This window comes from Spongiivirga sp. MCCC 1A20706, from assembly GCF_046524175.1.
In the GTDB taxonomy this organism is placed as follows: domain Bacteria; phylum Bacteroidota; class Bacteroidia; order Flavobacteriales; family Flavobacteriaceae; genus Spongiivirga.
Genome location: NZ_JBEFZF010000005.1, coordinates 15,996 through 38,395, shown reverse-complemented (window position 1 = coordinate 38,395; position 22,400 = coordinate 15,996). Strand labels below are relative to the sequence as shown.

The following is a 22,400-nucleotide window of genomic DNA, read 5'->3' as shown; positions in this document are numbered from 1 at the left end:
AGAGTCTCATTTTAGGTTTTTAGGGCAGTTTGATCAAGTCAAAATCGATGTGGTTAAAATTGCATCGAGAACCAATAATTTCATTACATTTACCCCCTAACCGGTATTTAAATGATCACCCAATTACAAGGAAAACTTGTCGAGAAAAATCCGACAAATGTTGTCATTGATTGCAACGGTGTAGGGTATGAAGTACATATCTCACTGTTTACATATTCCAACCTACCCAATTCAGAAGCGATTAAGTTATTGACTCATCTTCAGGTAAAAGAAGATAGCCATACGTTATTTGGATTTATCTCAGCGGCTGAGCGAGAAATTTTTAGGTTGTTAATCTCGGTTTCAGGTATAGGAGCGAGTACGGCCAGAACCATGTTGTCTTCATTAGATCCGACTCAAATTCGCGATGCAATTGCATCCGGTGATGTGCCAACTATTCAATCAGTAAAAGGTATCGGGGCTAAAACGGCACAACGGGTTATTCTCGATTTAAAAGATAAAGTGCTAAAAGTATATGATATTGATGAAGTTTCCCTTGTTCAAAGCAATACTGTTAAGGATGAAGCGTTATCAGCTTTAGAAGTTTTAGGTTTTACCAGACGAGCGTCTGAAAAAGTAGTTGACGGGCTATTGAAAAAGACACCAGATTTAAATGTTGAGCAGCTGATAAAACTTGCGCTAAAAAATCTATGATTGAGTTGAAATTTTACGCTCCGAGAAATGCCGTAATTACCATTCTTACATTTTTTGTAATGGTGGTCTCTTCCTTAAAAGTTGAAGCTCAAGATTCGACCGCTGTTGGGTATAGCGCAGGTACTTTACTTTTAAAAAACCCGCAAAGTATCATCTCAAAATATAAATACGATCCTAAAACCGATCGATATATTTATACAGAAAGCGTTGGTGATTTTAATATCTCATATCCAAGAATTTTAACACCCAAACAGTACCAAGATCTTGTTTTAAAAGAAAGTATGAAAGCATACTTTAAGGAAAAACTTGATGCGGTATCAGGTAAAAAGGCAGGCAGTGAAGAAGCGCAAAAAAATTTATTGCCGGATTTTTATATTAAGTCCGGGCTTTTTCAATCCATCTTTGGAGGTGATGTTATTAGTGTGGTGCCGCAAGGCTCCGTTTCTATGGATTTAGGCCTTCGTTTTCAAAAAAATGATAATCCTTCATTATCACCAAGAAACAGAAGAAATATCAGTTTTGATTTTCAACAACGTATAGAGCTTAGTTTGTTGGGAAAAGTGGGTGAACGCTTACAAATAGCTGCCAACTACAATACAGAAACAACCTTCGATTTTCAAAATTTGATTAAGCTGGAATATACTCCTACGGAGGATGACATTATCCGCAAGATAGAAGTTGGTAATGTAGCAATGCCCTTAAATAGCTCGCTTATAACCGGGGCGCAAAGTTTATTTGGTGTAAAAACTGAGCTTCAATTTGGTAAAACCACGGTAACTGGAGTGTTTTCTGAACAACGTTCTCAGACCAGAACAGTGGTTGCACAAGGGAATGGAACCTTAGAGGATGTTAAATTGTTTGCCTTAGATTACGAAGAAGATCGTCACTTTTTCTTATCACAGTATTTTAGAGATGTTTATGATGAGGCTGCTAAAACATATCCATATCCTAATACACAGGTGCAAGTAACCAGAATCGAAGTATGGGTAACGAATCGTGGCCAGCGCACCGATAATGTTAGGAACCTAGTTGCTTTGCAAGATATCGGAGAATCTGATCTTGCGAAAATTGGGGTAGATAATAATGCAAATTTTATCAATGCAGGGGTGCTTCCAGGAGCTTTTCCTGATAATAGCAATAACAAATTTGATCCTTCAACAATTGGTAATCCAGCTACTTCGGACCTTACTGAGGCCATTCGTGATATTGCCTCTGTACAATCCGGTTTTGGTGGTCGAGCAGTTAACGAAGGGTTTGATTATGCAATCCTTGAAAATGCCAGAAAATTACAACCTAATGAGTATCGTTTGAATGCACAGTTAGGGTATATTTCTTTAAACCAACGACTAAGCAATGATGAGGTACTTGGAGTTGCTTATCAATATACCGTTGGCGGTCAGGTATTTCAGGTAGGAGAATTTGCCAATGATGGCGTAGATGCAACCACAGTCGGAACACTTCCAAACTCGAATATTGAGGTCATTAACAATAACAACTTGGTGGTTAAAATGCTGAAAAGTAGTTTGACCAATGTGAACGAACCTATTTGGGATTTGATGATGAAAAATATCTACTCAACAGGTGCTTTTCAATTAAGTCCGGAAGATTTTAGATTAAATATACTATACGCCAACCCTTCTCCAATCAATTTTATCGAAGTAAGCGAAGGAGCATCAGGAGGCTTTCCGAATGCTCAGGAAAAAGCTGAGATTGAAGAAACTATTTTGATCAACTTATTTGGGTTGGATCGCTTAAATATTTACAATGATCCGCAAAGTGGGGGTGATGGTTTTTTTGATTTTGTTGATGGTTATACGGTTGATACTAGAAACGGGAGTATTATTTTCCCATCTGTAGAACCTTTCGGTGAGTCATTATTTAATAAACTGTCAACTTCTCGTACAGGAACGCCTGCTGAAGACTATGATCTTGCCACTACTTATAACCCAAATCAAGCACGCTACGTATATCGTGAAATGTATGAAAGTACAAAAGCCGATGCATTAGATGTAGCTAGCAAGAACGTTTTTCAAATAAAAATACGCTATAAGTCAACTGGAGGTGATGGTATTTCAGTCGGAGCTTTTAACTTACCTCCCGGTTCAGTAAAGGTGACCGCAGGTGGTCGAGTACTTCAAGAAGGAATAGATTATACCGTAAACTATCAAGCAGGACGTGTTCAGTTGTTGGATGAATCGTTAAAGGCATCGAACACGCCTATTGAAATTTCTACGGAAAATAATTCATTATTCAGACAGCAAAATAAACGCTTTGCCGGTATTGATATTGAACATAAATTCAACGATAATTTTCTGATCGGAGGTACTTTTTTAAACCTTAATGAACGCCCGCTAACCCAAAAAGCGAATTATGGTGTTGAACCAGTTAGTAATACCATTTTAGGGGCACGCCTAAATTTTTCTACCGAGGCGCCATTCTTAACCCGATTGGCTAATAAATTACCAAATATTGATACGGATGCTAAATCCAATTTTTCGATACGAGCTGAAGCGGCTTATTTGTTTCCAAACGCACCAAAAACAGCCGATTTTAATGGCGAAGCGACTGTATATGTTGATGACTTTGAAGGAGCCCAATCGACCATTGATATAAAATCTCCATTAGCCTGGAGTTTATCAAGTACACCTTTAGGAGTTCAAGGGGGTGATATTCAAACAGGAGATCCGAATATTCTAGAAAATGGGTATAACCGTGCGAAGTTGGCTTGGTATACCATCGACCCGATATTTTATAATAACCAGCGTCCAGGCGACATTAGCGATGATGACGTCTCACTAAATGAGACCCGTCGTGTTTTTGTAAATGAGATTTTTCCGCGAACTGATCTTGCGCAAGGCCAAACAACTGTGCAGTTTACGCTCGATTTGGCATATTATCCTGATGAACGTGGGCCTTATAACAACAATCCAGGATTCGATGCTGAACCCAATTCTGATAAGTGGGCAGGAATTACCCGATCGATTACTGCAACCAACTTCGAGCAATCGAATGTAGAGTACATACAGTTTTGGATACTTGATCCCTTTAATCAGCCTGGAAATACCAATACTGGCGGTGAGCTTGTGTTTAATTTAGGTAACATCTCGGAAGATGTTCTAAAAGATGGGCGTAAGCAATACGAAAACGGCCTGCCAGAGGCAGGGGCGACAAATAATTTAGAAGTAAGACCAACCCCTTGGGGTCAGGTACCTGCGAATCAGTCATTGGTATATGCTTTTGATGCTGTTGATGCTAATAGAAATGTGCAAGATGTTGGTTTAGATGGTTTGAATGATACTGAGGAAGCCCAATCACCATTTTATACTAACGGTCCGGCTGATGATCCCGCATCTGATAACTACCAATACTTTTTAGACGCTACAGGAAGTATTCTAGATCGTTACAAAAAATACAATGGACTTGATGGTAACTCACCTATCGATGTAAGCGATACCAATCGAGGCGCTATTACACTTCCAGATGTGGAAGATGTGAACCGGGATTTAACTATGAATACTATTGATAGTTATTTTGAATATACTATCCCAATAGTGCCTAACATGAGTGCCGTCAATAATCGTTTTATTACGGACGAGAAAGAGCGGGAGATTACGCTTCCTAACGGCAGGACATTAACGGCTAGATGGCTGCAATTCAAAATTCCTATCAACCCCTCAAATTATGATGAAACTGATCCTAATACCATTCTAAGTAGAGTAGGAGGTATTACTGACCTTCGCTCCATACGTTTTATACGGATGTATATGAAGGAGTTTGAAGATCCTACAGTGCTTCGCTTTGGTACATTAGACCTTATTCGTGGAGATTGGCGTCGTTATACGCAAAGTCTAGAAGAAAACCTGGATCCAGAAGAAGGTGACGGTACCGAAGTCGACGTGTTGTCAGTAAATATTGAAGAAAACTCTGATCGTGTACCAATACCTTATGTATTGCCACCAGGTGTGCAACGAGAGCGATTAAATAATACCAATAATATTATTCGACAGAATGAGCAGTCTTTAGCACTAACCGTTTGCGGGGATAATGGATTAAACAATAACGATTCCAGAGCAGTATTTAAAAATATTGATATCGATATGCGTCAGTATGAGCGCTTACGAATGTTTTTACATGCTGAAGCGATACAGGGAAGACCGGTACCCAATGCTAATACTTTGGTAGCTTTTATTCGTTTTGGTACCGACTTTACTAATAACTATTATCAGGTAGAGATTCCGTTACAGCTCACGCAGTTTGGTGCGACTTCAGAAAGTGAAATTTGGCCAGCCGACAATGAAATATTACTTCCTTTAGATTTGCTGTCCCAAATTAAATCACAAGGTATTTCTGATGGCACTTTAGGAAACCCCAATGCTGTTTTTTATAATGAAAATGGTGATGTTGTCAACGAATTTGATCCTAGGCAAGCTGGTGAACTTCGCGTTGCAATAAAAGGGAACCCTACGGTAGGAAGTGTTCGTGCACTAATGGTTGGGGTTAAAAATACGGATGCTAAAGGTATTTGCGCTGAAGTGTGGTTTAACGAACTTAGACTATCCGGATTAGACAGTCAAGGAGGTTGGGCGGCAATCGGTCAGATTGATACAAATTTAGCCGATTTTGCTTCAGTATCTGCAACCGGTAGAATGAGTACTATTGGGTTTGGTACTATCGAGCAAGGCCCTCGCGAACGTAATCTTGAAGATTCAAGGCAGTATGATGTTACCACCAATTTAAATGTGGGGCAATTACTACCAAAAAAATGGGGTGTGCAAATTCCTTTTAATTATAACATTTCGGAAGAAATTATTACACCGCAATATGATCCTTTTTATGAAGATCTGAAGCTCAAAGACAGGTTAGATACTGCTGCTTCTCAAGATGAAGAAGATGCGATTTTAAACAGAGCAGAAGATTATACCAAAAGAACGAGTATTAACTTTATTGGTGTACGAAAAAATAGAGCTCCTGAACAAAAAGAACGCATTTATGATATTGAAAATTTTGATTTTTCCTACTCCTATAACGAAACGTTCCATCGGGATTATGAGATAGAACAAAGAACCGATCAAAATGTACGGTTAGGGATGAATTATGGTTATGCATTTAAACCCTTGAATATTGAACCTTTTAAAAAGTTAGATTCGTTGAAAGGAAAGTACTGGGATTGGTTGAAAGAGATTAACTTTAATCCGTTACCAACTAGTATTGCTGTTACATCAAACTTGACAAGGGCTTTTAGTGATCAACGTTTTCGAGAAGTGGACTTCTCTGGTGATGTGAATCCGAATAATATTCCGCTTCCTTCAATCCAACAACGTAACTTTTTATTCGATTGGGCCTATAGTTTGAACTATAATTTGAGTAGGTCATTACAGGTTAATTTTACGGCCAGCAATAACAACATCATACGCAACTATTTTGATGAAGATGGCGAAGTACTTCGTGATAATAATATTTGGAGCGGTTTCTGGGATATTGGAGAACCTAATAGGCATAGCCAACGATTGGAAGCTAACTATGAACTCCCGTTAAAAAAGATACCTATATTTAGTTTTATCGATTCTAATTATGCCTATACTGGTGATTTTGATTGGCAACGAGAAGGTCTAGCAGTTGAGGAAGTCGTTGGTGAGCGAATCAATACAATTCAAAATGCGAATACGCATCGATTGAATACCACTTTTAATATGGATAGGTTATATCAATATTTAGGGTTGGTAAAGAAAAAAGCAAGCAATACAGGTACAAGAAGTGGGGCTACTCGAGGTACCCGTAATCCAAAAAATAATCCTTTAGCCAGTAATCCTACTGTTAATAACCAAAAGAAAAAAACGGGTTTAAGTGCGGGGAATAAGTTTACAAATACCATTGTTGGTTTGTTAACTGCTGTGAAGCGCTTAGGGGTTGATTATTCGGAAACCAATAGTAAAACACTCCCTGGGTACACGCAATCTATAGGTTTTATAGGAACGCTTAGACCTTCAGTAGGTTTTGTGTTTGGTTCGCAATCCGACGTTCGTTTTGAAGCGGCAAAACAAGGGTGGTTGACCACGTTTCCTGAGTTTAATCAGCAGTTTTTAGAAACGAGGAGAAGGACACTAGCTTTTACTGGTAATATTCAATTATTACCTGATCTAACTATTGATCTTACAGCGAACAGGCTTTATAATGAAAATATAGCAGAGAACTTTAGGGTCGATGTCAATGGCGATAATGAATTATTTTATAATAAGTTATTAGAGAACCGTTTCGGGAATTTCGAAATCTCGAACTTTATGTTAAAAACCGCCTTTAAAACCAGTGATCAGGACTTTTCAGAGGTGTTCCAGACGTTTAGAGATAATAGACTTGTTGTGGCGCAACGTTTAGCTGCAGAAAGAGGACTGAATCCCAATGATGTTGATGGAGACGGTTTCCCTGTCGGACTTGGAAAGACCAACCAATCGGTACTCATACCAGCCTTTGTATCTGCATATACAGGGCAAGATGCTGAAAAAGTAAGTCTTGGCGTATTTAGGGATATTCCGATTCCTAATTGGCAATTGAAGTATACAGGGTTCATGAAGATTCCATGGTTTAAAAAGAAGTTTAGACGTTTCTCAATTCAACATGGCTATCGTTCTTCATACACCATTAATAATTTTACAACCAACCTAGAGTATGATCCTGCTAATAATCAAGCGTTTGATCAGGCGGGTAATTTCTTAAATCCGGTATTGTATTCTAACGTAAATTTGGTAGAGCAATTTAATCCGCTAGTTCGTGTGGATTTTGAGTTGAAGAGCTCCCTTAAAATTTTAGCTGAAGTTAAAAGAGATCGTGCTTTATCTCTAAGTTTAGATAATCAATTATTAACAGAGGCTACCGGACAAGAGTATGTGTTTGGTCTTGGATATCGAGTAGCTAATGTGCCATTTACCATGACCCTTGGCGGAAGAAGGCAGACCTTTAAAGGAGACTTAAATTTTAAAGCAGATGTCACCCTACGGGATAATATTACAGTAATTAGAAGTCTGGATGTTGAAAATAATCAAGTAACAGCAGGTCAGAAACAATGGTCTTTAAAGTTTACTGCTGATTATGCATTAACTAAGAACCTGACTACTTTGTTTTTCTATGATCATGCGTTCTCGGAATTTGCTATTTCTACTGCTTTCCCGCAAACTACTATCAGAAGTGGGTTTACTTTACGATACAATTTCGGTAATTAAGCCCTTTTAAACGAAGAATAGCGTAACTTATCAATTATAAAAGGTAAAAAACCAGTAATCGCCTAACTTTAATGTGTTAAGGTGTTTTACAAACTAAATTAAGACCAAATAAAGCCACTTTATTGCTAAGGAAGTGGCTTTTTTTTGCGCTTATTTTTTAGAAAAGAAAAAGCCTTTAGGTATTGCTACACTAAAGGCCATTTTTTCAAAAAGAAGATTTAAAGTTAAGAAACCGCTTTCAACTTCTTAATAGCATCTTTAGTCAACTTCTCTTCCGCATATGCTTTGGTAACTTTTAGTTCTTTTTCATCAGAGCCTGGTAAGTCAAACATCGCATCCGTTAATACCGCTTCACATAATGAACGTAATCCGCGTGCACCCAGCTTATATTCGATTGCTTGTTCAACGATGTAATCTAATGCGCCTTCGGTGATTGAAAACTTAATCTCATCCATTTCAAATAATTTCTTGTACTGCTTGATAATGGCATTACGAGGTTCAGTTAAAATGGCTCTTAATGTACCCGAGTCTAACGGATTCATATACGTAAGTACTGGAAGTCGCCCTATAATTTCAGGGATCAATCCGAAATCTTTTAAATCTCGCGGAATGATATATTGTAACATGTTGTCATCGTCATAGCGGCTTTCTTTTTTAGAAGCACTGTAGCCGATAGCTTGCATGTTTAATCGTTTGGTAATATGTCTTTCAATACCATCAAAAGCACCACCAGCAATAAATAAGATATTTTCGGTATTTACTTCGATAAACTTTTGATCCGGGTGCTTGCGTCCTCCTTTTGGCGGGACATTTACAGTAGTACCCTCTAGAAGCTTTAGAAGGGCCTGTTGTACGCCTTCACCCGATACATCACGAGTGATTGATGGATTGTCACTTTTACGGGCTATTTTATCTATCTCATCAATAAATACAATACCGCGTTCGGCTTTTTCCAGATTGTAATCGGCAGCTTGAAGCAAACGAGTTAGGATACTCTCAACATCCTCACCAACGTATCCTGCTTCTGTAAGCACCGTTGCATCTACAATTGCTAATGGTACGTTTAGCATTTTAGCAACTGTTTTAGCCATCAAAGTTTTACCGGTACCAGTTTGCCCCACCATTATGATATTACTTTTTTGAATTTCAATATCATCTTTAGATGGTGGTTGTAATAACCTTTTGTAGTGGTTATATACGGCAACAGACATTACGCGTTTGGTAAACTCTTGACCAATTATAAATTGGTCTAAAAAGCTTTTTATCTCTTTTGGCTTCTTTAAAATAAGCTCCGCAGATAGTTCATCGCTCTCCGTCTGTTTTGATTCTTCGATAACAATACCATGTGCTTGCTCAATACATCGATCGCAAATATGTGCATCGAGTCCCGCTATCAGCAAATTTGTTTCAGGCTTTTTACGCCCACAAAACGAACACTCTAATTCTTCTTTAGCCATGATTATCTTCTTCCTGTTAGTACTGTGGTTTTGTTTTAGTAGGTACTAGTTGTAATTAATTACAATGAGTTTAGCTTTTAGTTAGTAACTCATCAATCATTCCGTATTCTTTTGCCTGAGGAGCCTTCATCCAGTAATCACGATCACTGTCTTCATATACTTTCTCATAAGTTTGACCGGAATGCTTAGCGATAATATTGTATAATTCTTCTTTAATATCTAAGACCTCCTTAGCAGCAATTTCAATATCGCTGGCTTGACCACGCGCACCACTCATGGGTTGGTGAATCATAACACGGGCATGTGGTAAAGCAGAGCGCTTTCCTTTTTCACCCGCACATAATAATACAGCGCCCATTGAAGCCGCCATACCTGTGCAAATAGTTGCTACATCAGGATTGATAAATTGCATGGTGTCGTAAATGCCTAAGCCTGCATAAACGCTACCACCGGGCGAGTTGATATAAATTTGAATGTCTTTTGAGTCGTCTACACTTGCTAAAAAAAGCAACTGTGCCTGTATAATATTTGCAATTTGATCATTGATGCCGGTACCCATAAAAATAATGCGATCCATCATCAATCTTGAAAACACATCCATCGCTACAGCGTTCATTTGACGTTCTTCGATTATATTAGGTGTCATCGCCATGGGATACATACTACTAATAACCTGGTCATACACCATGCTATTAATACCTTGATCTTTAATTGCGAAATTTTGAAATTCTTTTCCGTAATTCATTTGCTAAGCAATCTAAATAATTTATGAATATCAAAAATAATGATTCTCTAGTAAACAAGTAAGGCGCGACTCATTTTTGAATCACGCCTTAAACATCTTTTATGTTTTATTTAGTAATTAACTATATACTTCTTTAATGAAGTCGTCATAGCTAATGTTCTTTACCTTTAAATTAGCATTTTCTTTGTAGAACTCGATCAACTTTTTGCTGAGCAACTGTTCGTTGATTCGTTTGATCTCATCTTGATTACCCAATACACGTGCAGCGATATTATCGAGCTCCTCTTCAGAAGGGTTTAACTGGCCAAACTGGGCCATTTGCCCTTTAATCATTTCTTTAGTACCGTCTTTGATCTCGTCAAAAGTTACTTGAAGATTGTTATCTGCTATTATTTTACCTTCAATTAATTGATAACGTAATCCCTTTTCTGACTTTTCATATTCTTCGCTAGCTTCATCAGCAGAAAGTGGATTCTCACCAGAAGTCTGAATCCATTTTTTAAGAAAATCAGCCGGAAGATCGAACTTGGTATTCTCGATCAGGTTTTCTGTTACATCGTTTAATAGTTTCTGATCTGATTGCTGCGCGAATTGCTTTTCAGCATCTTCTTTTAATTTCGCTTTTACTTCAGTTACAGATTTTACAACATCCTTTCCGAATAGTTTATCAAAAAGGTCTTGATCAAGATCTGCACCTTCTCTTTCGTTAATCTCAGTGATTGTGAAGGTAACTTCAACATTCAATTTATCAGCACCTTCGGCATTTACACCAACATAAGAAACAAGGCTATGCGTTTCATCAAACAAGTTTTTTGTTTTTAATGTCAACACGTCGTCTACTTTTGCTCCTAAAAATGAATCGGTGTTTTTCTTTCCTTTTATCTTATCTAAACTAAACGTTGTGGTTTTATCAATCTCATTTTCTTCACTAAAAAAACGACCAGTTATTTCATGACCTTTTTCAACAGTGTCTTTTGCAATTAACTTACCGTATTGGTTAGCAATGTTTTCGATCTGATCATCGATCATCTTATCAGTTGCCTGAATATTATAGTGGGTAATTGCTTTTTTACTTTTGACTTTGACGTCAAACTCAGGAGCAAGACCTAATTCGAATTCAAAAGAAAATTCATCAGCATCCCAGTTTAGGTCGTCTTGTGGTTTAGGAAGCGGATTACCAAGTACATCTAATTTTTCTTCGGTTAAATACTTGTTTAAAGCATCTTGAAGCAATTTGTTTACCTCATCAACCAAAACGGCCTTGCCATATTGCTTTTTTACCAAGCCCATTGGCACATGACCTTTTCTAAAGCCCGGAATATTGGCGTTTTTACGATAATCACTAAGTACTGTATTTACCTTGTCAGCATAATCGTCTTTAGCAATATCAACCTTTACAACAGCGTTTAAAGCATCGATGTTTTCTCTTGTAATATTCATTGTCTGTTTCTTTCTTTAAAACGGGCTGCAAAAGTACTGTGTTTTTTCCTATTGTACAAGGGTTTAAGATCGAGTTTTGCTTTGCTAGTCGAAAGTTAACAGCAAAAAAGTTGAGATTGTAAAGTTCAATCTTGAAGATACAGCAGGATAAAACTGCTTACCGCTTTACCCTACTACTTATCCTTCTTAAGCATCGAATGTAAAATGGATTGTAAAATAGATAAAAGGAAACTAAAAATTAATGCGTAAAGTAATCCTGATACCGCAAAACCGTCAATGAGTTTATCGGCGAGTAATATGATCAAACCATTAATAATGATTAAAAATAAACCTAAGGTAAGAATGGTAATTGGTAAAGTTAATATCACCAAAATAGGCTTAACAATTAAGTTTAGTAACCCGAGTACTAATGCGACAATAAGAGCGGTTATATAGGAGTCTACCGAAACACCTGGAAGTACATATGACAGGATAAAAACGGCTACGCCAGTAAGTAATAATTTAAGAAGCCAATTCATTATTTAGATTTTTAATGATACTATGAATATAGTGTTTTTGGTAAATATGATCTAATGCGCTTTCTTTTAAAACGGGGCCATCTATTCGATATAAACGGTAGGAAAGGAACTGGGATTAACCTTTGGGATAGTCGATTCGTATTGCGCATTAATAGCATCAATAACTCCATTGGTTACAATCGCATACCCTCTAGCGGTTGGGTGTACACCATCTAACGAAAATGCACCACCTGTGGCGAAAGTAGAGGTTATCAAACCGGCATCGGTCATTATACCGCTACTTGCAGCTTGAGCTAATAGGCTTTTAACATCAAAAAAAGCAAGATTGTTGGCCATAGCAAGGTTTTGAATGGTCGTGTTATAGGCCATTTGAGCTGTATTAATTGCTACTAATTCATTGCTATCAAGGACATCTTCGTCTTTAATTCCGCTAACTGCACTAAGTAATGTTTGTGTCTGTTCGGTATTCGGTGTTCCCCCTTGTTGTAACAGGCCAAGAACTTGCAATACCTGATCATTTAAAATGATTGATCCATAGCCTTGACCCAAGGCTGCTTGATCAATAGTTAGCAATAGCAGCTCTTTTTCACTCATTTGACGAATACCTAGTGGGTTGGTATCGGTTACCGGAACATCGATTAAAAGCCGATTAGGACCTTCGTTAAAGGTAAAGGCGTATTGTGCTGCTATGGCTTGTGCTTGCGGCGCTGAAACTCCTTGTTGGATAAGAACTTGGGTAAAAACTCCACTAACCGCTTGAAAAGCTGCTGTTAAGTTTGCTGCGTTTTCCAAGGAAAGTACCAACGCATTATTGGGTACGGTGGTAAAAAAAGGAATAGAAGTAACATCCGGGATATTTAAGACTACTCCTTTTACATCATTTTGAGTCAGAGTAGATATAACAGTTTGATATATTGATGCAAAAACACTTGGATCTGTAATGTCATTTGGACCGTAACTGCTAGCATCTAAATTTCCCGTTTGATCGGTTCCTATACCACCGGAAGTGGCATATGATAATATATCATTATTGCCAATCCAAAGACTAAAAAAAGTTGGATCCAGTGCAACGGCGTCTTCCAAAATAGAGGCGTTAGGGGTGGATGCAAACCGAGCAAAGTAGGGATTCGCTGTCCCGGTTGGTATATCCGCCACGTTTCCATAACCATTTGCTAATAAATGATAGCTTTTTGCACCAGGAACCCCCATATTGTTAAAGGGGCCTTCTAATGATGTAGATACCTCAGTGGTCGGCATTCCCTCTATAAATTTTACTGTACCTAGGTTTCCTGTTGCATCTTGTGTTAATACTCGTCTTTTATCGGCTATCTGTGTTCCGTTTAAGATAAGTCCTCCAATATTATCAGCGACTAAGGGTTGTGAAAAATCAGATCTTTCTATCAATGCGATCTGTTTTGCAAGGATGTTTGGAAATGAGTTTTCTTGTCCCAATTGATACAAAGCCCCATCAGCGAAGCCTGCTGTTAATGAATTTCCAACGGCTATTACAGTACCAAAATTAGCTTCGCCAGCTTGGTAAAATCCGGGATCTTCGATGGCGCGTTCAAATTCTGGATCGCAAGAGGCACTAATCAAAAAAATGCAACTGGCTACTATATATTGAATATATTTTTTCATGGTTTTGTTGGGTTATAGTTTGTAGGAAAGTCCGATTCCAGGAATAAAAGCATTCGATTTATAAGTGCCTCCAAATGAAGATCCGTCATCAAAAAAGTCGTATGAATTCGTTACCTCTGCGAAGCGTAAATACAAGAAGGAAGTGTCGACCGCTAAGCGCGGGTTGATGTTAATGGTAAATCCTCCAGTAAAACCAACGGAATCATTTCGAGGGGTTTCTGGAGCGTAAAACCCGTCTTGAATTGGCGATTCATCAAAATAAAAACCACCCCTTAACACAAATCGCTGGTTAGCTGTATATTGTAAGCCAAACCTATAGGTCGATGCATTTTTATAGTTACGAGGGTTTCGAGATAAGCCAGCACTGTTATCAAATTGAACATCCAAACTTTTGTACACATTCCAGTAGGCGCGATTAAAGTCGAAAGCGACCAAAACTTTATTATTTATTTGATAAGAAAGTCCTACGGTAAGTTCTGCAGGAAGCGGCAAGGAAGCATCAAAAGTGGTGTCTGAAAAATCACCAGGCAATGCCGATGGTACATTCTCAAAATCAGCATCTCCATTTTCTGCTTCAACAATTATTTCAGACCTATAGCTAATACCAACGTTTAATTTACCACTTGCCCGGAATAACAAACCAACATTATACCCCCAAGCGGTAATCCCCTTATCGTCAATGGTTACATTAGTACGCGCTCCTTCGGTGTTGGATAAGGTTCGACTTAAATTCCTATTGAAATTAACCGATCCGATAGCATAAATGGGACCACCACCAATACTTAAATGGTCGCTTAATTTAACGGAAACAGTAGGTTGGATAAATATTGATTGTAACTCGATATTATTAACCAAATGAGATCCGGCCCAGTCTGTTGGCCAGGTAACACTGCTCCCATAAGGTGTATAAACCGCCAGTCCTGCTGATAACCAATTATTAATTTTATATGTTCCATAAGCATAAACAGGCGTGCGTATACTATTATCAGTTGCAGTACTAATGCCTAAGTCTTGATTTTGAAAAGCAACATTTGAAAAGACCCCGCTTACTCCTAAAGAAACATTTAACTCGCCATTTAAAAACGACATAGAAGCCGGGTTGAAAAATATGTTTTCAGCGCTTGAGATTACGGCAACACCTGTATGGCCCATCGCTAGTTGTTTATTGCCTTGTACGCTTATGCGGTACCCACCTGCATATATGATGGTTCCGCTAAGAAATACACAAATAATAAAACAGATTTTTTTAATGTTCATAGTATTGGGTATAGTAGGTTTTGATGCAAAAGCACCTTATAAATAATATTCGATTATTACTTATGCTGTTAAAAAAGCAGCAGCCTTATCATAAAATTCTTGCTGATTTTCAGCATGTAGCCAATGTCCGGCATTGCTAACTGTTTGAACAGATGCCTCCGGAAAGTGTAATTTGATCAGTGCGGTGTTGTTTGGGGTTATGTATCCGGATTTTTCTCCTTTTAAAAATAAGGTTTTTCCATGAAAAATAGAAGTGTTTGGTAAAGCTTCTCCGATATCTTCAGCCGACTCTTTTAACACTTCTAAATTAATTCTAAGCCCAAGGGTGTTTTTATCGGTGCGATAAATATTTTTAAGAAGAAACATTCTAATGCCTTGATCCTGAATATATTTCGAAAGTGATTCGTCAGCTTCTTTTCTAGAAGTGATCTTCGAAAAATCAAGTGCACTCAGGCCATTTAATATTTCTTGATGATGTGGTGGGTACTGTTGTGGGCCGATATCTGCCACTAATAATTTTTCTACTTTTTCTGCATTGTCGGTAGCAAAAAGCATGGCGGTTTTGCCACCCATCGAGTGGCCAATAATATGTGTTTTTTCCAGTTGATAATGATCACAATAGTATAGAATATCATCGGCCATGTGTTGATAAGAGAAATCGGCACTATGAAAGCTTCTACCATGATTTCGCTGATCAACCAAATGTACCTGAAAACCACTTTCGGAAAATCGGCTACCCAATGTTTTCCAATTATCTGACATTCCGAGGAAACCATGCAAAATGACCAGCGGAGTTCCTTCCCCTAAAATCTTAGAATGTAATAGCATTAACTAAGTTTTTGTAAGTATGATGTTATGACTGTTTCAATACCCATATATAATGATTCTGCAATAAGGGCATGACCGATAGATACTTCTAATACGTTAGGCACTTCGTCTTTAAAGAATTTAATGTTTTTTAAACTGAGATCGTGTCCTGCATTCACTCCCAAGTTGAGCTCATTTGCCAGTACCGATGCGTAGGTATATGATTTTACGGCGGCGGTGTTTCCTTTGTCATATTCAGTGGCAAATTCTTCCGTGTATAACTCAATACGATCGGTTCCTGTTTCTTTTGCACCTTCAACCATTTTAAGAACAGGATCTACAAAAATGGAAGTTCGGATATTATTTCGTTTAAATTCCGTTATTACCTCTTGTAAAAAAGCTTTGTTTGCTACAGTGTCCCATCCTGCATTACTTGTTATTGCATCAACGGCATCAGGTACCAAGGTTACCTGTTCGGGCTTTACTTCCAAAACAAGGTCAATAAACTTCTTAATCGGATTTCCTTCTATATTCAATTCGGTGGTCACCACTTTTTTAAGATCATAAGCATCTTGGTATCTAATATGTCTTTCATCTGGTCTTGGATGAATAGTGATACCCTGAGCACCAAATTTTTCAATATCCTTTGACATTGCAACTAAATTTGGAACATCGCCACCACGGGCATTACGTAAAGTGGCAATTTTGTTTACGTTTACACTTAGTTTGGTCATAATCTTTTAAAATTGAAAACGATTAAAAGCAGTGCAAAAATACGAACTCACCCACGGGTGGTTATCATTAATTTTAATTAATTTGCAATCAGATGGAGATCAATCAACTTATATCAAAAAGGATTCATCCTTTAAATTTACAAACGCCCATAACGCAGGTACATCAGCTGTTTAATCAACTTACCTATTCGCATTTACCGGTAATTGAAAATGATGTGTTACTTGGGGCAGTTTTTGAAGATGATGCCAAAAACTACGATAGTAATAATGTGCTTAGTGATTATCAATATGAATTAGATTTATTTTTTGTTAAGGAGCATACTAACTGGTTAGATGTTATTGAAGCTTTTGCTAAAAATGAAAGCAACATTATGCCAGTACTTAACAGTGACAATAAATATATTGGGTATTATGAGTTAACCGAGGTGCTCGACCTTTTTCATGCTACTCCTTTTTTAAGTGAACCTGGAGGTATTCTTGTGGTTGAAAAAGGCTTGAAAGATTACTCATTTGGTGAAATTGCCCAAATTGTTGAATCGAATAACGGTAAGTTACTTGGTGCTTTTATCTCCGAAGCGAAAGATGATATGGTGCAGATAACTTTAAAAATAAACAACAGCAACTTGAACGAGGTTTTACAAACCTTTAGACGTTATAGTTACAACGTTATTTTTGGTAACGATGATGATGTGTTTATAGACACCTTAAAAGATCGGTCGGCTTATTTAGATCGATACTTAAATATGTAATTCAATACTCAAACCAGATACACACATGAAAGTTGCTATTTACGGACAAACCTATCGCAACAATTCGGGTAAATATGTCAAATTATTGATTGATGCTCTTGTTGAAAACGGAGTGGAAGCAGTTGTAGAAGAGAGCTTTTATGCAATTGTGAAAGAAGAGGTGAACTTGTCCAAAGCATTCGCCACTTTTTCTGTTGACGATCCTGTCGACCCTTCTTTCGATTTATTGTTCAGTATTGGAGGAGATGGTACTATTTTGAGAACAGTTACCTATGTTCGTAATTGTGGTTTGCCCATTATAGGTATTAATACAGGAAGGTTGGGTTTTTTGGCGACTATTCAAAAAGACAAAATAGAAGAGTCTGTCAGTCAAATTATTAACAAAGATTACAACATAGTAAACAGAAGTTTACTGCAGATAAGCGCTTCTCCCGAAATTGAAAGTGTGGGAGATTTAGATTTCGCTTTAAATGAGATCGCGATCAGTCGGAAGAATACAACGAGTATGATTACTGTTGAAACCTATTTAAATGAAGAGTACCTTACTAGTTATTGGGCCGATGGTTTAATTGTGGCTACACCAACTGGTTCTACCGGATATAGTTTGAGCTGTGCAGGTCCGGTAATTGCACCCGACGCAAAAAGTATTGTATTAACACCAATTGCCCCTCATAATTTGAATGCACGCCCACTGGTAATTCCTGATTCTACTGAAATTAAATTACGAGTATCGGGTAGGGAGGATACCTATTTGGTATCATTAGATTCGCGAATTGCTACAGTGCCTAACCATACCGATCTTATTATAAAGAGGGCACCTTTTGATATTAATTTAATCGAGCTCAAGGCTCAAAGCTTCCTGAAAACGCTTAGAAATAAATTACTTTGGGGCGAAGATAAACGTAACTAGTTTTATTAATCAGTCTTTCTTGTATTGTGGCTTGCAGTGCACAATAAATACCTTTAAATACAGTTTAAAAATAGTGTTGAAAAAACACCTTGTTGTCAAATTCTTGAATCATATTCCCAGGCACTAAGCTACTTCATGAATAGTGCTTCGTTATGTGAAGTGAGAATTGTTATATTTGCAAACTTTATAAAGTATGAAAAAAGCGTTTGTAGTTCTTTTTGTGGTCTTGACTACACAAGTGGGAATAGCACAAATACATGAACTTGGACTTTTTGCTGGTGGAAGTAATTTTATAGGTGATGTAGGTAGTACATCATACATAAAACCGAATCAGCTTGCTCTGGGAGTGCTTTATAAATGGAATCGGAGTCCTCGTTACGCCTGGAGAGCATCGTATACATACGCTGATATTCAAGGAATAGATAGAAACTCTGATGATCGAAGACGACAAGCAAGAGGGTTCTCATTTTCAAATAGGATATCAGAATTTTCGCTTGGGATGGAATTTAACTTTTTAGAGTTTAACTTACATAACGAACGAAGGGTGGTGAGTCCTTATATATATGGTGGTGTTTCTTATTTCTCGTATCGAGTTGTTAATAGCAGCTTAGCTACAGAAACAGATTGGGATTTTTCAATACCAATGACTTTAGGTGTGAAAGCAAGTATTGCAAAACATCTAGTACTTGGTGCTGAAATTGGCGCACGCTACACATTAACGGATAATCTTGAAGGTAATGACACAGGGATTGTTACCTTTGGAAATACCAATAGCGATGATTGGTATGTTTTTACTGGCGCCACACTTACCTATACCTTCGGAAGAAGACCATGCTATTGCAGGGATTATTGAAGATGAAATGGACATAGCAGATCAAATAGACAACACTAACATACCGAAACACATTGCTATTATTATGGATGGTAATGGCAGGTGGGCCAAAAAGCAAGGCAAAATGCGGGTTTTTGGTCACGAAAAAGGTACTAAGGCTGTGCGCGGAACAGTAGAAGCGTGTGCCGAACTTGGCGTTAAAAATTTAACGTTATATGCCTTTAGTACCGAAAACTGGAATCGTCCAAAACTAGAGGTCGATACCTTAATGAAGTTATTGGTCACTTCTCTGAAAAAAGAATTAAAAACACTTACCGACAACAACATAAAACTCAATGCAATTGGTAACCTGAATGCGCTGCCATCAAAGGCAAGGCGTGAATTACTAGAGGTAATTGACAAAACGAAACATCACACCCATATGACCCTTTCTTTAGCCTTAAGTTATGGGTCTCGGGAAGAATTAAGTAATGCTGTTAAAGAAATTAGTATTAAAGTTAAAAATAATATAATTTCGCCCGATGTGATTGACGAAGCAGTCATAAATAAGCATCTTTACACGCAAAATTTACCGGATGTCGATTTGTTAATTCGTACTAGTGGGGAATGCCGGATCAGTAACTTTTTGTTGTGGCAAATTGCATATGCTGAGTTATATTTTACCGAGGTACTTTGGCCCGATTTTAAAAAAGAACATTTGGTTGAGGCCATTATCAATTATCAAAAAAGAGAGCGTAGATTTGGAAAAACGAGTGAACAACTTAACTAGCACCTTAATGCAAAAAAATTACCTTAAACTATTCCTATTACTTCTTTTTTGTATTGGTTTTAATCAAGTAAATGCGCAAGAGGCTACCTTCGATAATGGTAAAAAATACGTTATAGGGGGCATAGAAGTTACCGGTATAGTGAGTTACAACAAACAAACTGTACTTACGTTTACCGGTCTTAGAAAAGGCGAGGTTATCTCAATTCCTGGAGAGCGAATTACAGAAGTGATTAACAAGCTTTGGAAATTAGAATTGTTTAGTGATATCGAGATTTTTTTAACCGATGTGCAGGGGGATAAAGCATTCCTTGAATTGGCTATTAAAGAGCTTCCTACTTTATCTGAAGTAAAATTCCAAGGGATTAAAAAACAAGGTAAAATCGACGATATTGTTAAGGAAACTGACCTTAAAAAAGGAAAGAAGCTAACCGAAAGCTTCCTTACAAATACGAAGAACTTTATTGAAAATAAGTACCGGAAAGTGGGTTATCTCAACGTAAAAACATCGTTGTTAACATCAAAAGACACCACGGCTACTAATGCGGTAAATATGATAGTAAATGTCGATCTAGGTGATAAGGTAAAGATTGGCAATATTGATTTTGAGGGTAATGAAGTCCTATCTGATGGGAAGCTGCGTAAGCAAATGAAGAATACCAAAAAGAAGGCATTTGGTCGTTTCTGGAAGAAATCAAAATTTATTGAAGATGATTACAAAGAAGATTTAGTTAGTGTAATCGATAAATACAAAGAAAAAGGCTACCGAGATGCAAGGATCATTACAGATACTGTGGCCTTTAATAAAGAAGAAAATACTTTAGATCTTAATATAAAGGTGCAAGAGGGTAGCCGGTACTTTTTTGGTGATATCAATTACTTAGGTAATTCGGCCTATACCAATGCGCAGTTGAATCAAGTATTAGGTATTAGAAAGGGCGATGTATACAATGGGGTATTGCTTAAAAAGCAAATAGCAGACAATTCTAAGCCTGACGCAAATGATCTAACCAATTTGTATCAAAATAGCGGGTATTTATTTTCAAGTATTAACCCAGTTGAGGTGAGTGCGGAGAATGATACCATTAATTTTGAGATCAGAATTATAGAGGGAAAGCGGGCGAAGTTTAATAAAATCACGGTTGTTGGAAATGATAAAACTAATGATCATGTAATTTTTAGAGAAATACGTACAAAACCTGGAGCGTTATACCGTAAAGATGATGTGGTGCGTTCGGTTCGTGAACTTGGACAGTTAGGATTTTTTGATCCTGAACAGGTTTCGCCAGACTTTAAAAATCCAAATCCTAATGATGGCACCATCGATATTGAATACGGTTTGGTAGAAAGAGGGTCTAGTCAGATTGAGCTACAAGGTGGTTTTGGTGGTGGCGGTTTCATCGGTACGCTGGGACTATCGTTTAATAACTTTGCCGTTAAAGACCTATTTAATAAAGAGGCATATAAGCCTTTACCAATGGGTGATGGTCAAACGTTGTCGCTTAGATTACAGGCAAGTCAATTTTTTCAAACTTATAGTTTCTCATTTTCTGAACCTTGGTTAGGAGGTAAACAGCCGGTTTCCTTTTCAACATCATTATCGAGAACAACCCAATTTCAATTTAACCAACGTACACGACGTGCTGATAAAGATCGTAAGTTCATAATCTCTGGTATTACTGTTGGACTTGCTAAACAATTACAGGTGCCGGATGATAACTTTATTTTGTCACAATCATTATCATTTCAAAGTTATGAGTTCGACAATTTTGGAACAGGATTATTCAATATTGGATCTACCGGTTTTGCGAATAACTTGGCTTATACGATTGACTTAACCAGACAGGCATTAAGTGGTAACTTGATATTCCCATTGTATGGATCTAAATTTTCGGTAAGTGCGAAATTTACGCTACCGTATTCATTGTGGAACGGTGTTGATTATGGTGATTTAGAAAACCAAGAAGAGTTTCAGCAAAAGGATGCTAATGGTAATATCTTAACAGATGCCCAAGGTGTTCCTTTAGCTGATGCGGAGAAGATTCAGCAAGAAAAAGTAAAATGGCTCGAATTTTATAAGATTAAGTTTAAAGGAGATTGGTATACTCGTTTAGTTGATAAATTGGTGCTGAAGTCATCTGCAGAGTTTGCGTTCTTAGGCGCATATAACCAAGATCGTGGTGTGATTCCATTTGAGCGTTTTTCGCTTGGGGGTGACGGACTTGGTCAATTTAATATCGGGGGTACTGAAGCTATCGGATTACGTGGGTATCCTAACCAATCATTAAACCCAATTATAATCGGTACTGATGGGCGTCAGTCGAATACTGATGGATCTACTATTTATAATAAATTCTCTTTAGAATTGCGCTATCCACTAACATTAAAACCAGCAGCTTCTATTTATGGGTTAACTTTTTTAGAGGCAGGAGCCGCATTTAATACTTTTAAAGACTATAATCCGTTTGAATTAAAACGATCTGCCGGTCTTGGGGTGCGTATTTTCATGCCAGCCTTTGGTTTGCTAGGTATTGACTTTGGTTACGGTTTCGATCCGCTACCAGGGCAAACACAAAGAAATGGATGGGAAACACATTTCATTATCGGGCAGCAATTTTAATTTTGGCACGATATTTTCTA

The 22,400-nt window shown here is 37.6% G+C and carries 15 protein-coding genes; 7 read left to right on the top strand and 8 right to left on the bottom strand.

What is annotated here, in order from left to right:
• Positions 1 to 111: 111 nt before the first annotated feature.
• On the top strand, positions 112 to 693 hold the full coding sequence (gene ruvA / locus ABN763_RS12745) for a Holliday junction branch migration protein RuvA (protein ID WP_410485863.1): 582 nt from the start codon (positions 112 to 114) through the stop codon (positions 691 to 693).
• Positions 690 to 7,907 carry a cell surface protein SprA gene (gene sprA / locus ABN763_RS12740; RefSeq protein WP_410485862.1) on the top strand — a complete coding sequence of 2,406 codons (7,218 nt, stop codon included), beginning with the start codon at positions 690 to 692 and terminating at the stop codon, positions 7,905 to 7,907. The genes ruvA and sprA overlap by 4 nt, the downstream gene beginning before the upstream one ends.
• 224 nt (positions 7,908 to 8,131) lie before the next feature.
• Here the strand turns inward: sprA and clpX are convergent, their stop codons facing one another.
• The 8 genes from clpX to ABN763_RS12700 form a co-directional block, all read right to left on the bottom strand.
• The gene (gene clpX / locus ABN763_RS12735) at positions 8,132 to 9,364 is read right to left on the bottom strand and encodes an ATP-dependent Clp protease ATP-binding subunit ClpX (protein WP_410485861.1); all 1,233 of its coding nucleotides are present in this window, start codon (positions 9,362 to 9,364) and stop codon (positions 8,132 to 8,134) included.
• Between the two features lie 70 nt (positions 9,365 to 9,434).
• Positions 9,435 to 10,109, bottom strand: coding sequence for an ATP-dependent Clp endopeptidase proteolytic subunit ClpP (gene clpP / locus ABN763_RS12730; protein ID WP_410485860.1), 675 nt, complete (start codon positions 10,107 to 10,109; stop codon positions 9,435 to 9,437).
• Positions 10,110 to 10,226: 117 nt separating this feature from the next.
• Positions 10,227 to 11,549 carry a trigger factor gene (tig, locus tag ABN763_RS12725; RefSeq protein ID WP_410485859.1) on the bottom strand — a complete coding sequence of 441 codons (1,323 nt, stop codon included), beginning with the start codon at positions 11,547 to 11,549 and terminating at the stop codon, positions 10,227 to 10,229.
• A 173-nt stretch (positions 11,550 to 11,722) separates the two neighbouring features.
• Positions 11,723 to 12,067 (bottom strand): phage holin family protein, encoded by a 345-nt coding sequence (locus tag ABN763_RS12720; RefSeq protein ID WP_410485858.1) that lies wholly within the window; start codon positions 12,065 to 12,067, stop codon positions 11,723 to 11,725.
• An 81-nt stretch (positions 12,068 to 12,148) separates the two neighbouring features.
• The gene (locus ABN763_RS12715; RefSeq protein ID WP_410485857.1) at positions 12,149 to 13,705 is read right to left on the bottom strand and encodes a G-D-S-L family lipolytic protein; all 1,557 of its coding nucleotides are present in this window, start codon (positions 13,703 to 13,705) and stop codon (positions 12,149 to 12,151) included.
• A 12-nt stretch (positions 13,706 to 13,717) separates the two neighbouring features.
• On the bottom strand, positions 13,718 to 14,962 hold the full coding sequence (locus ABN763_RS12710) for an OmpP1/FadL family transporter (protein ID WP_410485856.1): 1,245 nt from the start codon (positions 14,960 to 14,962) through the stop codon (positions 13,718 to 13,720).
• A 60-nt stretch (positions 14,963 to 15,022) separates the two neighbouring features.
• The gene (locus ABN763_RS12705; protein ID WP_410485855.1) at positions 15,023 to 15,790 is read right to left on the bottom strand and encodes an alpha/beta fold hydrolase; all 768 of its coding nucleotides are present in this window, start codon (positions 15,788 to 15,790) and stop codon (positions 15,023 to 15,025) included.
• A complete protein-coding gene (locus ABN763_RS12700) occupies positions 15,790 to 16,503 on the bottom strand; it encodes a pyridoxine 5'-phosphate synthase (protein ID WP_410485854.1) in 714 nt (237 codons plus the stop codon). The genes ABN763_RS12705 and ABN763_RS12700 overlap by 1 nt, the downstream gene beginning before the upstream one ends.
• A gap of 92 nt (positions 16,504 to 16,595) precedes the next feature.
• Between ABN763_RS12700 and ABN763_RS12695 the strand changes: the two genes are divergently transcribed.
• The 5 genes from ABN763_RS12695 to bamA all read left to right on the top strand — a co-directional run bounded on the left by ABN763_RS12695 (position 16,596) and on the right by bamA (position 22,380).
• Positions 16,596 to 17,252: a CBS domain-containing protein gene (locus ABN763_RS12695; protein WP_410485853.1), complete on the top strand. Its 657-nt coding sequence runs from the start codon at positions 16,596 to 16,598 to the stop codon at positions 17,250 to 17,252.
• A 25-nt stretch (positions 17,253 to 17,277) separates the two neighbouring features.
• The gene (locus ABN763_RS12690; protein ID WP_410485852.1) at positions 17,278 to 18,162 is read left to right on the top strand and encodes an NAD kinase; all 885 of its coding nucleotides are present in this window, start codon (positions 17,278 to 17,280) and stop codon (positions 18,160 to 18,162) included.
• 193 nt (positions 18,163 to 18,355) lie between these two features.
• A complete protein-coding gene (locus ABN763_RS12685) occupies positions 18,356 to 19,015 on the top strand; it encodes a DUF6089 family protein (protein ID WP_410485851.1) in 660 nt (219 codons plus the stop codon).
• A gap of 7 nt (positions 19,016 to 19,022) precedes the next feature.
• Positions 19,023 to 19,763 carry an isoprenyl transferase gene (locus ABN763_RS12680; protein ID WP_410486143.1) on the top strand — a complete coding sequence of 247 codons (741 nt, stop codon included), beginning with the start codon at positions 19,023 to 19,025 and terminating at the stop codon, positions 19,761 to 19,763.
• A gap of 7 nt (positions 19,764 to 19,770) precedes the next feature.
• Positions 19,771 to 22,380, top strand: a complete 2,610-nt coding sequence (gene bamA / locus ABN763_RS12675; RefSeq protein WP_410485850.1) for an outer membrane protein assembly factor BamA — start codon at positions 19,771 to 19,773, stop codon at positions 22,378 to 22,380.
• The last annotated feature ends 20 nt before the right edge of the window (positions 22,381 to 22,400 follow it).

Excerpts from the sequence above, each read along its gene's own strand:
- clpP (WP_410485860.1), bottom strand. The coding sequence starts at position 10,109 with ATGAATTACGGAAAAGAATTTCAAAATTTCGCAATTAAAGATCAAGGT.
- ABN763_RS12695 (WP_410485853.1), top strand. The coding sequence starts at position 16,596 with ATGGAGATCAATCAACTTATATCAAAAAGGATTCATCCTTTAAATTTA.
- bamA (WP_410485850.1), top strand. The coding sequence starts at position 19,771 with ATGCAAAAAAATTACCTTAAACTATTCCTATTACTTCTTTTTTGTATT.
- ABN763_RS12720 (WP_410485858.1), bottom strand. The coding sequence starts at position 12,067 with ATGAATTGGCTTCTTAAATTATTACTTACTGGCGTAGCCGTTTTTATC.
- ABN763_RS12700 (WP_410485854.1), bottom strand. The coding sequence starts at position 16,503 with ATGACCAAACTAAGTGTAAACGTAAACAAAATTGCCACTTTACGTAAT.
- clpX (WP_410485861.1), bottom strand. The coding sequence starts at position 9,364 with ATGGCTAAAGAAGAATTAGAGTGTTCGTTTTGTGGGCGTAAAAAGCCT.
- tig (WP_410485859.1), bottom strand. The coding sequence starts at position 11,549 with ATGAATATTACAAGAGAAAACATCGATGCTTTAAACGCTGTTGTAAAG.
- ruvA (WP_410485863.1), top strand. The coding sequence starts at position 112 with ATGATCACCCAATTACAAGGAAAACTTGTCGAGAAAAATCCGACAAAT.
- sprA (WP_410485862.1), top strand. The coding sequence starts at position 690 with ATGATTGAGTTGAAATTTTACGCTCCGAGAAATGCCGTAATTACCATT.
- ABN763_RS12715 (WP_410485857.1), bottom strand. The coding sequence starts at position 13,705 with ATGAAAAAATATATTCAATATATAGTAGCCAGTTGCATTTTTTTGATT.
- ABN763_RS12685 (WP_410485851.1), top strand. The coding sequence starts at position 18,356 with ATGAAAAAAGCGTTTGTAGTTCTTTTTGTGGTCTTGACTACACAAGTG.
- ABN763_RS12705 (WP_410485855.1), bottom strand. The coding sequence starts at position 15,790 with ATGCTATTACATTCTAAGATTTTAGGGGAAGGAACTCCGCTGGTCATT.
- ABN763_RS12680 (WP_410486143.1), top strand. The coding sequence starts at position 19,023 with ATGGACATAGCAGATCAAATAGACAACACTAACATACCGAAACACATT.
- ABN763_RS12710 (WP_410485856.1), bottom strand. The coding sequence starts at position 14,962 with ATGAACATTAAAAAAATCTGTTTTATTATTTGTGTATTTCTTAGCGGA.
- ABN763_RS12690 (WP_410485852.1), top strand. The coding sequence starts at position 17,278 with ATGAAAGTTGCTATTTACGGACAAACCTATCGCAACAATTCGGGTAAA.